Origin of the sequence: Massilimicrobiota sp. An142, from assembly GCF_002160725.1 — a bacterium.
Taxonomy (GTDB): Bacteria; Bacillota_I; Bacilli_A; order Erysipelotrichales; family Coprobacillaceae; genus Allocoprobacillus; species Allocoprobacillus merdigallinarum.
Genome location: NZ_NFLD01000033.1, coordinates 22,107 through 33,899 on the forward strand (window position 1 = coordinate 22,107; position 11,793 = coordinate 33,899).

Sequence of the window (11,793 nt, forward strand, 5' to 3'; positions counted from 1 at the left end):
GATAAATAGTATAACATATTTCAAAAAGAATTGACATTAATGTTTCATTCATGTAACATTGTTTCAAAAGGTGGTGGAGAGATTGAAAAAGGGGCTTTTAATCATTCTAAGTGGTCCAAGTGGTGTTGGGAAAGGAACAGTTCGTCAGGAACTTTTTAAAGATGAGAGTTTAAATTTAGCTTATTCTATATCTATGACAACAAGAAAACCTCGTCCAACTGAAAAAGAGGGAATTGATTATTTCTTTGTGAGTGAAGAAGAATTCAAAGAGAAAATTGAAAAAGGTGAATTGCTTGAATATGCTCAGTTTGTTGGAAACTATTATGGGACACCTCAATTTTATGTTGATCAGTTATTAAGTGAAGGGAAAAACGTTGTATTGGAAATTGAAGTTCAGGGTGCTTTGCAGGTGATGGCAAAATGTCCTCATGCTTTAACCATTTTCTTAGTACCCCCATCACTTGAGGAATTGGAACGTCGTATTCGTGGACGTCGTACTGAAGAAGAAAGTATCGTTCAAGAAAGACTTGCAAAAGCAAGAAAAGAAATTGCAACAAAAGACGAATATAAGTATGTTGTTGAAAATGATGATGTTGTTGCTGCAAAAGAAAAAATTGCTAAAATTATTAAAGAAAATTTATAAAGCACCTTATGGTGTTTTTTTGTTTGAGAAAAGAATTGACAGGGTTTTCATTTTTATGACATGATATATTTAAGAATGTATAGGAGGTATCTTATGAAAAAGAATCAATGTTGTCCTAAGTGTCAAAGTCAGGATATTCTTTATGTTCCAGCTAAAGGGGTTTTCAGACGTAATGCTTATCAGGATATTGTTGTTGATGATAGTAAGCTAAAGGTTGAACAATATATTTGTAAAAAATGTGGTTATGTAGAAACATATGTCCATGATGATGATCTCAAAAAGATGGAGGAACTGTAAATTATGGATATCTGGGAAAAGATGTATTTGAAAGCTAAGGAACAATATCAACCTCATGAAGTTTCACCATTTATTTATGCACATCATGTCGTTTGTGCTTTGGAAAGTGAAAATGGTGAAATATATACTGGATTTTGTATAGAAAGCTGTAGTGGAGTGTTAGATTTATGTGCTGAAAGAGTTGCAGCATTGAATATGTATATGCAAAGTCAACAGACTATTGCGAAAAGAATGATTGCTTTTCGTGATTGTCCTCCATATGGAGGCGGGAGTGGGATGCCTTGTGGAGCTTGTCGTGAGTTTTTTATGCAATTGAATGAAAAAAATCAGGATATGGAAATTATGGTCGATTTTGATACGAGAGAAACTGTGACTTTAAAGGAACTTTTGCCTTTATGGTGGGGAGAAGAGAGATATCAAAATGGAAATCAATAGGACAGTCATGAAGACTGTCCTTTATAAATGAAAAAGAACTTGGAATTATTTTAAAAAAAGTAAATTTATGATAGAATAGTGCAATAGGCAGGTGAGGATATGTATATTGTCAAAGTGTTAGTTGAACATCCTGTACATGCACTGGATACAACATTTGATTATTTGAGTGAAAAATCATTGCTTGTAGGTGTACGTGTATGGATTCGTTTCGGTTATCAAAAAATTATTGGTTATGTTGAAAATGTTGAAGAAACACATTTTTCAAAGTCAGAATTAGAACAACGTGCTGGTTTTCGCTATCAATATATTTTAGATGTTATTGATGAAGAACCGTTACTAAATGAAGAGTTACAGACATTGGCTAATCAGTTATCACGTATGACATTATCCCCACGTATATCATGTTTGCAGGCGATGTTGCCAACGCAATTAAAACCGAGTACTCACCAAACAGTAGGTATCAAAACACAACAGGTTGTTCACCTTGTTGAAGGAACTTATGCCAAAACAATCAAACAACAGGAATGTATGGCTTTTTTACAAGAACATCCAGATATTCCTGTTAAGGATATTCCATACAGTCGAGCTTTGCTTGATAATTTAAAAAAACAGGGATGTATTGAAATTGTTGAAAAAGAAGTTTATCGTCAGCCATTTTCAATTGAACATCAATCAAAACATATTCAATTAACAACACAGCAACAAAAAGTTGTGGATGGGATTTTGGCTCATCAAGGGAGAATTGCTTTATTACACGGTGTTACAGGATCTGGGAAAACAGAAGTTTATTTAGCTTTAGCTGCTCATTATATTCAACAAAATAAGTCTGTTATGATGCTGGTTCCAGAAATTTCATTAACGCCTATGATGGTAGAAGTTTTTAGACAACGTTTTGGCAATCAGGTTGCGATTTTGCATTCCCGTTTATCACAAGGTGAAAAATATGATGAGTATCGTCGCATCAAACGTCAGGAAGTTAAAATAGTTGTGGGTGCCAGATCTGCAGTCTTTGCGCCATTAGAAAATATAGGCATAATTATTCTAGATGAAGAGCATGATGCCAGCTATAAACAAGAAGCAAAGCCGCGTTATTTAACCTCACAAATTGCTAAAATGCGTGCGAAAACGCATCATGCCAGTGTTGTTTTGGGAAGTGCAACTCCATCTTTGGAAAGCTATGCCAGAGCTTTAAAAGGGGTTTATGATTTATATGAATTACCTGAGCGTATTAATCAAAAACCATTACCACAAGTAGAAATAGTAGATATGATTCAAGAAACACGTCAGCGTAATTATTCATTATTTTCCAGAAAAATGAAACAAAGTATTCAACAGACAATTGATAAAGGTGAACAGGTTATTTTGTTATTAAATAAAAGAGGTTATGCTTCTTATGTACAATGTCAGGATTGTGGAGAAGTATTAAAATGCCCACACTGTGATGTCACTTTAACTGATCATCGCAGTGAGCATAAATTAAAATGTCATTATTGTGAATATATGATAGATTATCCTCATGTTTGTCCTCACTGTGGTTCAACGCATTTAAAGAGTGTAGGTTATGGAACGCAGAAAATTGAAGAGGAAATAGAGAAGATTTTTTGTGGAGCTAAAGTGATTCGTTATGATGTGGATACAACCCGTCAAAAAAATGGGCATTTGAAATTACTTGAAAGATTTAGAAATAAGGAAGGAAATATTTTATTAGGCACACAAATGATTGCGAAAGGATTGGATTTTGAAGATGTCACATTTGTTGGTGTTTTAAATGCTGATTTGAGTTTGAATATTCCAGATTTTCGTGCTAGTGAGAGAACTTTTCAGCTTTTGTGTCAGGTATCTGGGCGAAGTGGAAGAGGGCAAAAACAAGGATATGTTATTATTCAAACATATAATCCAGAACATTATGCCATTACTTGTGCTGCCAAACATGATTATATTGCTTTCTTTCACCAGGAAATGCAATATCGTCAAAAAGCCAAATATCCGCCATATTGCCATATGGTCAGCATTTTGATTCAATCGCCTCATGAGGAACTTATACATAGTGTTGCGATAGATGTTAAAAATTATTTATTGGCACATAGTCAACAAACCGTTATTTTAGGCCCGGCTAGAAGTGCAATCTATAAAATGCAGGATATTTATCGAGAACGTATACTTGTTAAATTTTTACATTCACAAGATATTTATGAGGCTTTATGCGTTATGAATGATTATTATAATAAACAACAGAAAGGAAAGGTAAGGATCGTTTGTGATTTTAATCCATACTCACAAATATAATTATGGAAAGACAGATAGCATTAGAAATATTATTAAAATTTAAACAAGATAAAAGTTATTTAAATCTAACCATTAATGCCTATTTTAATCGTTATGATTTAACACGACAACAAAAAGATTTTATTACAAGAGTTGTTTATGGAACAGTTCAAAATATGTTGTTATTGGAATATATATTAAAGCCACATCTTCATATGCGTGTTAAAACATATGAAAAGATGCTTTTACTGATGAGTCTTTATCAGCATGAAATGATGGATTCTATTCCAGATTATGCTATTATTAATGAAGCTGTAGAATTAGCTAAAAAGAAAAAAGGGATGAAAACTGCACGTTTTATCCATGCTATTTTACAAAAATCTTTTCAATCATCTTATCAGTTGGATGATTTGCCACCATTAGAAAGAATATCCATTGAAACAAGTCATCCATTATGGCTGGTAAAAATGTTTGATAAACAATATGGCTATGAAGAAACAAAACGTATTTGTCATGCTTTTTTAGAAGTGCCTCATCATTGTGCGAGAGTGAATACATTGCTTACTTCAAAAGAGGCTTTGTTGAAAGATTCAAAGTGGCAAGAAGCAAAACTGTCACCTGATGGTCTTTATTATTCAGGACATCATATTGCTTCTGATGAAGCTTTCATAAAGGGGTATGTGACAATCCAGGATGAATCTAGTCAACTTGTAGCCAGGTTATTGAATCCACAAGCAAGTGATTATGTTTTAGATATGTGTTGTGCACCTGGCAGCAAGACAACGCATTTAGCGATGCTTATGAATAATCAGGGATCAATTGAAGCTTATGATTTATATGCGCATAAAATAGATCTGGTTCAACAGCAAATACAACGCCTTAAAGTTAAAAATGTGCATACACATGTAGGTGACTCTACTTTGCTTAAAGATGTGTATCCAGCTGAGTCTTTTGATAAAATTCTATGTGATGCACCATGTAGTGGATTGGGAGTTCTTGCCAGAAAACCTGAAATTAAGTATCATGAGAGTTCGGCAATGGATGAAATGATAGCTATACAAGAAAAATTATTAGAAAATGCATATTTTTTATTGAAAAAAGGTGGTAATATTGTATATAGTACATGTACACTCAATAAAAAAGAAAATGAAAAACAAATAGAAAAATTCATGACAAAGTATCCTGATATGAAGAAAAGAAAAGAATTAACAATTTTACCATATCAGTATCATAGTGATGGTTTTTATATGTGTCTATTAGAAAAGGAATGAAAATATGAAATCAATTTATGATTATACACAAGAACAGATGATTGAAGAATTTAAAGAACTTGGAGAAAAGAAATTTAGAGCTACACAAGTCTTTGAGTGGCTATATCGTCAAAATGTACAATCGTTTGAACAGATGAATAACTTATCATTAGATTTAAGAGAAAAATTATCTCAAATCTATCAGATTGGACCAATGAAAATTGAAACAAAACAGGTTTCTCAAGATGGAACAATTAAATATCTTCTTCAACTGGAAGATGGAGGTTTTATTGAAACGGTATTAATGGTTCATGATTATGGAAGAAGTTTATGTGTCACAAGTCAGTTGGGATGCAATATGGGATGCCGTTTTTGTGCCAGTGGTTTATTAAAAAAACAAAGAAACCTGACTGCTGGAGAAATGGTCAATCAAGTACTGACAGTTATGCAAGATACACAGGAAAGAATCAGTCATGTCGTTGTCATGGGAACGGGAGAACCTTTTGATAACTATGATGCTGTCATGAATTTTGTTCGTATTATTAATCATCCTAAAGGTTTGGCTATTGGTGCTAGACATATCACAATTTCTACTTGTGGTTTATGTCATCAGATTGAACGTTATGCCAGTGAAGGAATTCAAAGCAATTTAGCTATTTCTTTACATGCACCAAATAATGAAATTAGGGATCAATTAATGCCCATCAATAAGCGTTATCCAATGGAACAGTTACGACAATCTATTGAAAATTATATTCAACAGACGAATCGTCGTGTGACTTTTGAATATATTCTTTTAAAGGGAGTTAATGATGAATTAAAACATGCCAGACAGTTAGCTCATTACATCAGAGGGCTTAATGCCTATGTCAATTTAATTCCTTATAATGCTGTTGATGAACATGGATATCAACAGTCAGATAAAGGAACTGTTGAGGCATTTAAAAGTGAGTTATTGCGTCTAAAAATGAATGTAACTTTACGTAAAGAACATGGACGTGATATAGATGGGGCATGTGGGCAACTGCGTGCCATGAAGGTAGGTGAACAACATGCAAGTCATCATGAAAAGTGATATTGGACGCATGAGAAAAGTGAATCAGGATTATGTCCGTTGCTATCAAAAAAGTGATCATGAATGTTTGGTTGTTTTATGTGATGGAATGGGTGGACATAACGCAGGTGAAATTGCTTCACAAATGGCTTGCGATGATATTATTGAAAATTATCAGCAACAAGAGTCTTTAACTGATACAAGTCAAATTCATGATTGGATTTTATCAGCTATTCAACATGCTCATATGATTGTTGAATCAAAAAGCCATGAATCTCAAGAATTTGAAGGTATGGGAACAACAATAGTTCTTGTTTTATGTATTCATGACAATATTTATATTTCTCATGTTGGTGATTCGAGAGTTTATTGGGTTACTGATGAATTTATTCAATTAACAAGAGATGATACTTTGGTGAATGTTCTTGTTGATTCGGGGACAATTTCACAAGCTGAAGCAAGATTTCATCCTCAAAAGAATATCTTATTACAGGCTGTAGGAGTCAGTGATTCATTGAATCCTTCTTTTCTTGAAAAACAAATCAATGATGGATTTTTATTGGTCTGTTCAGATGGGTTATATAATTCACTGAGTGATGAACAGATGATGAATATTTTGCATGCTCAGGAAGATATTGAAACGAGGGCTAGTCAGTTGATGGATGCTGCCAATACATATGGTGGGCAAGACAATATCAGTTTTGCACTTATTTTGACAAAAGGAGTTGTTAATTTATGAGTTCAATCAATAAAACGATTGCTGGACGTTATCAATTGAAAAGATTAATTGGACAAGGTGGAATGGCTGATGTTTATGAGGCTGAAGATTTAATTTTAAAAAGAACAGTGGCTGTTAAAATTATGCGTTCATCATTAACTGGGGATCCGGTTTATGTGACACGTTTTCATCGTGAAGCCAGTGCGGCTGCGGCTTTGTCACATAAAAATATTGTTGAAATTTATGATGTTGGTGATGAAAAAGATGACTATTATATTGTCATGGAATATGTACCAGGTCAAACTTTAAAAGAATTGATTCATAAACGTGGAGCTTTACATTATGTAGAAGCTGTTGATGTTATGAAGCAGGTTGTTAGTGCTACTGCTAAAGCACATTCTATTGGTATTATACATCGTGATTTAAAACCTCAAAATATTATGGTTACTGATAGTGGGGTTGTCAAAATTGGTGATTTTGGAATTGCATCTATTCAATCATTATCACAGGTGACACAAACAGATACAATTATGGGTTCTTTACATTATTTGGCACCTGAAATTGCCCGTGGAGAGAAAGCAACTGCACAAAGTGATATTTATGCTTTAGGAATTGTCTTTTATGAGTTGCTTCGCGGTGAAGTTCCATTTAATGGGGAATCTCCAGTTAATATTGCTTTAAAACATATGCGTGATGAAATCCCTTCTGTTTGTGCTTTTAATCCATCTATCCCTCAATCGGTTGAAAATATTATTATTAAGGCAACTGCTAAAAATATAAAAGATCGTTATGCAAGTGCTTCTGAAATGTTGGAAGATTTGAATCATTGTTTGGAAGCAGCCCATATCAATGATGAAAAAATAACATTTGATTATGAGGAAGATGATGAATTAGCAACAATTGTTGCTGAAGATAAAGACTTTTTTACACAGTCGCAGACACATTTACCAATTGAAGAAGAAACAGAAGAAGAAACAAAACGTTCACATAAAAAGATGCTGATGATTATTGGTGGTAGTGTTGTCGCAGCATTAGCAATTTTAATTGCAGTCTATTTTCTGCTTTTACGACCTTCACAATCATTTGAAATGCCTGATGTAGTGAATTTGACAGAAGCTGAAGCTATCACTTTGTTAGAAGATAGAGGCTTGCAAGTTAAAGGTCATGTCACTTATGAATTGAGTGATGATGTTGAAGAAGGAAAAGTGATTGAAAGTGATCCTCTTGCAAAAGCAAATGTTAAAAAAGGTGATGAGGTTCATTTGGTTGTTTCTTCTGGACAATATATCGTCATTGAAGATTATGTCGGTAAAGATTATGATACTATTGCAGATCAACTTGAGGAATTAGGCTTTAAAGTCAATAAAGAAGATAGAATTGATGAAGCTTCAAAAGGAACTATTTTAGAACAATCTTTGGATGCAGGAGAGAAAATTGATCCAAATAGTAACAATAAAACAATAACATTGACAGTTTCACAAGGATACAGTGCTGAAGTTCCAAATGTTTATGGTCAAGATATTCAAAAAGCTAAAAGTATTTTGACAGAAGCAGGATTTACTGTAGAGCTAAGTGTATTAGAACCACCAACATCAGTCGAAGAGATTAAAACTATGAAAATCAATGTTGTAGAAGAACAGTCACTTGCTGCTTTTACAACAGTTTATAAAAAAGGTGAAAAAATTGTTTTGTATTATTATGATAAAAAACCAGAAATTCCTGAAACTCCTGAAACTCCTGCAGAAAACGAAAATAATAATACAACGACACCAAGTACTGACACTCCGTCTTCTTCACAAGTAACAGGAACAAATCAGATAACAGGACAACAATGAGGTAGAGAAAAACAATGCAAAAAGGACAGATTATTAAAGCTTTGGCAGGATTCTATTATGTTAAGTCACAGGGACAAGTTTATCAATGTCGTGCCCGTGGGAAATTTAGAAAAGATTTTTTAAAACCATTAGTTGGAGATTATTGTGAATTCTCTATTGAAAATCAAAATGAAGGATATATTTTATCCCTGTTACCAAGAAAGAACAGTCTTATTCGACCTCCAATCTGTAATGTCGATCAGGCTTTACTTGTTTTTTCTGCTAAAGAACCAGATATGAATTTATTACTGTTAGATCGTTTTTTGATTTTAATTGAACATCTTCAGATTCAACCGATTATTTGTATATCAAAAATGGATCTTGTGGATTCAAGTTTGATATATCATCAAATGAAACCTTATGAAGATGCAGGATATCAGGTTCTATATGTGAGTTCTAAACAAGAACAGGGGATAGAGGCTGTTAAGAATATTTTTAAAGATAAAGTAACAGTTGTTACTGGACAAAGTGGTGTTGGAAAATCAAGTTTATTAAATGCTTTGGATATTCATTTGCAGATTGATACAAATGAAATTTCAAAAGCTTTAGGACGTGGAAAACATACAACCAGACATGTTGAACTTATTGAGATGTATGGTGGTTATGTTGCAGATACACCAGGTTTTTCATCGTTGGAATTAAATATTGAACCAGTGGATCTGGCTATAAGTTATCATGATTTTCATGAACTTTCTAAACAATGCAAGTTTAGAGGATGTTTACATGAAAGTGAACCACATTGTGCAGTGAAAAATGCTGTTGAACAAGGGAAAATATCATCTCAAAGATATGAACATTATTTAATGTTTTTAAAAGAAAGCAAGTTATTGAAGGAGAAAAAATATGGTTAAAGTTGCACCGTCAGTTTTATCAGCTAATTTTGCTGAGCTCAAGAAAGATTTGGATTCTATTCGTGAATGTGGGGCAGACTGGATTCATTATGATGTAATGGATGGACATTTTGTACCTAATATTTCATTTGGTTATAGTATTTTAAATGATATTGCAAAAGTGAGTGACTTATATCTTGATGTTCATTTAATGATTGAAAAACCAATGCAATATGTAGATGCATTTATAAAATCACATGCTTCATTAATAACAGCGCATATTGAGGCTTTTCATCACGAACAGGAAGTGAAAACATTTATACAGTATGTTCATGATCAAGGCGTACATGTAGGACTAAGTGTAAAGCCAAACACACCTATTTCATCAATTCAACAATATTTAGATGATCTTGATTTAGTATTAGTTATGAGTGTTGAGCCTGGATTTGGCGGACAAACGTTTCAAGAGCAGGCGCTTTCTAAGATACAGGAACTTTGTCAGTTAAAACAGAATCGTCATTATTTGATTGAAGTGGATGGTGGCATTAATGCTACGACAGGTCAATTATGTCGAGAAGCAGGTGTGGATGTGCTGGTTGCTGGAAGTTATGTTTTTAATGCTGAAAATAGAAAGGAAGCTATTGATTCTTTAAAATGAAAATAGGCATTTATAGTGGAATCAATGTTGGATCTGTGAAAGATTCAACAATTGAATATATTGGTGTCGATCAGGGTGTTTATCATTTATACCAGCAGGGAATTACACCTGTGATAGCTATTGGAGATATGGATTCTATTGAAAATGAGCAGATTCTTCAAGATATCAATATTCAGCGTTATTCGAGTATTAAAGATGACACTGATACAGCATTGGCAATACAATATGCTATTCAAAAGGGTTATGATGCCATAGATTTGTATGGAGTGACACATCGCCGTATTGATCATTTTATGGCAGTACTATGTTTGTTAGAAAAATATCAGGATATCTCTATCACGATCTATGATGAATGGAACAAGATATTTGTTTTAAAACCAGGTCAACATTATCTTGCTAAAGATCAATATCATTATTTTTCTATATTTGCTTTTGATGAGAGCGTCGTGACATTAAAAGATTGTCATTATCCATTGGATCATTACATCTTAAAAAGAAATGATCCTCTGTGTGTATCCAATCAAATGAATGAAGAATATGCGATTGTGGAAAATTCACGACCTGTACTCTGTATTCAATCAATATCATAATGGAAAAGAGGAATAAGAATGTATCAGATAGTTTCAGATGGTTCATGTGATTTAGATCAGTCATTGATGAATCAGTTTCATATTCATGTTGTTCCATTTTATATAACAACTGATAATGAACACTATCAAAAAGAAAAAGAAGATTTAGAAGTGCATGAATTTTATCAATTTATGGTTGATCATAAAGATGTTTTTCCTAAAACTTCTATGCCTTCTATTGAAGATTATATAAAAACTTTTACACCTATCCTGGAAAATCAGGAAGATATTATATGTATATGTATTACGACTAAATTTTCTGGTTCCTATAACAGTGCCATGAATGCGAAAATGATGTTAGAGGAAAAATATCCTGAACGTCAAATTATGATTATTGATGCTACTGTGAATACTGTTTTACAAGGTTTACTGGTTATTGAGGCTGCCCAAATGAAAGAAGCTGGCTATCAATATGACGAAGTGATTCAAAAAATTGAAAATATCAAATCGTCAGGACGTATTTTCTTTACGGTTGGAAATTTTGAATATCTCATTCATGGTGGACGAATTGGTAAAGTTGCTGGAGTTGCAGCGAAAACGTTAGGAATTAGACCTTTAATTGTACTTCATGATGGTGAAATATTTGCAATGGGTGTTACACGTGGACGTGAAAAATCTAAAAAGAAAGTTCTTGACCATACTGTAAAATATTTTAAAGATAACCAGCTTTCACCAAATGATTATCGTTTTTGTGTTGGGTATGGCTATGATCAACAAGAAGGAGAAAAGTTTAAAGAAAGCTTGCAAGAGGTGATGTTACAAGCTTATCCAGACTTCCATGAACCTATTTTAATTCAACAAATTGGCGCTACAATTGGTGTGCATACGGGACCATATCCAATTGGTGTGGGTATTTTAAAAAAATATGATCTTTAGGAGAAATCCTAAAGATTTTTTATTATTAAAAATACCACGTGTTATACGCGTGCAATGGAGTCAACTTAGTATATTAGACTAGGTGACTCTTTTTTTATTTCTGTAATTCTTGTGGTATGACTATATGTACTCTTTATTATTATGCAAAAAAAGCGCATAAAGCCCCTGTTGATTTTTTTCGTTTTTTAAAATTTTATCCCATTAAATTTATGATACAATATAATTGTATTCTTAACTACGGGGATATTGTCATAAGCACTGATT

Annotated in this window: 12 protein-coding genes; all 12 read left to right on the plus strand. The window is 33.1% G+C overall.

Annotation, left to right across the window (positions count from 1 at the left end; translation table 11 throughout):
- Positions 1 to 82 precede the first annotated feature (82 nt).
- Entirely contained in the window at positions 83 to 643 is a 561-nt protein-coding gene (gene gmk, locus B5E87_RS12195) for a guanylate kinase (RefSeq protein WP_087245196.1), read from the plus strand.
- Between the two features lie 93 nt (positions 644 to 736).
- Positions 737 to 940: a hypothetical protein gene (locus B5E87_RS12200; RefSeq protein WP_087245198.1), complete on the plus strand. Its 204-nt coding sequence runs from the start codon at positions 737 to 739 to the stop codon at positions 938 to 940.
- 3 nt (positions 941 to 943) lie between these two features.
- Positions 944 to 1,375 carry a cytidine deaminase family protein gene (locus B5E87_RS12205; protein WP_087245200.1) on the plus strand — a complete coding sequence of 144 codons (432 nt, stop codon included), beginning with the start codon at positions 944 to 946 and terminating at the stop codon, positions 1,373 to 1,375.
- 99 nt (positions 1,376 to 1,474) lie between these two features.
- A complete protein-coding gene (gene priA, locus B5E87_RS12210) occupies positions 1,475 to 3,661 on the plus strand; it encodes a replication restart helicase PriA (RefSeq protein ID WP_087245202.1) in 2,187 nt (728 codons plus the stop codon).
- A 2-nt stretch (positions 3,662 to 3,663) separates the two neighbouring features.
- Positions 3,664 to 4,911 carry a 16S rRNA (cytosine(967)-C(5))-methyltransferase RsmB gene (gene rsmB, locus B5E87_RS12215; protein WP_087245204.1) on the plus strand — a complete coding sequence of 416 codons (1,248 nt, stop codon included), beginning with the start codon at positions 3,664 to 3,666 and terminating at the stop codon, positions 4,909 to 4,911.
- Positions 4,912 to 4,915: 4 nt separating this feature from the next.
- The gene (rlmN, locus tag B5E87_RS12220; RefSeq protein WP_087245206.1) at positions 4,916 to 5,965 is read left to right on the plus strand and encodes a dual-specificity RNA methyltransferase RlmN; all 1,050 of its coding nucleotides are present in this window, start codon (positions 4,916 to 4,918) and stop codon (positions 5,963 to 5,965) included.
- On the plus strand, positions 5,943 to 6,683 hold the full coding sequence (locus tag B5E87_RS12225) for a Stp1/IreP family PP2C-type Ser/Thr phosphatase (RefSeq protein WP_087245208.1): 741 nt from the start codon (positions 5,943 to 5,945) through the stop codon (positions 6,681 to 6,683). The genes rlmN and B5E87_RS12225 overlap by 23 nt, the downstream gene beginning before the upstream one ends.
- A complete protein-coding gene (pknB, locus tag B5E87_RS12230) occupies positions 6,680 to 8,497 on the plus strand; it encodes a Stk1 family PASTA domain-containing Ser/Thr kinase (RefSeq protein ID WP_087245210.1) in 1,818 nt (605 codons plus the stop codon). Before B5E87_RS12225 ends, pknB begins: the two co-directional genes overlap by 4 nt.
- Positions 8,498 to 8,511: 14 nt before the next feature.
- On the plus strand, positions 8,512 to 9,387 hold the full coding sequence (rsgA, locus tag B5E87_RS12235; protein WP_087245212.1) for a ribosome small subunit-dependent GTPase A: 876 nt from the start codon (positions 8,512 to 8,514) through the stop codon (positions 9,385 to 9,387).
- Entirely contained in the window at positions 9,380 to 10,024 is a 645-nt protein-coding gene (gene rpe / locus B5E87_RS12240) for a ribulose-phosphate 3-epimerase (protein ID WP_087245214.1), read from the plus strand. Before rsgA ends, rpe begins: the two co-directional genes overlap by 8 nt.
- Complete coding sequence (locus B5E87_RS12245; RefSeq protein ID WP_087245216.1) at positions 10,021 to 10,614, plus strand: thiamine diphosphokinase; 594 nt, start codon at positions 10,021 to 10,023, stop codon at positions 10,612 to 10,614. Before rpe ends, B5E87_RS12245 begins: the two co-directional genes overlap by 4 nt.
- Before the next feature lie 18 nt (positions 10,615 to 10,632).
- The gene (locus B5E87_RS12250; RefSeq protein WP_087245218.1) at positions 10,633 to 11,529 is read left to right on the plus strand and encodes a DegV family protein; all 897 of its coding nucleotides are present in this window, start codon (positions 10,633 to 10,635) and stop codon (positions 11,527 to 11,529) included.
- Positions 11,530 to 11,793: the final 264 nt, after the last annotated feature.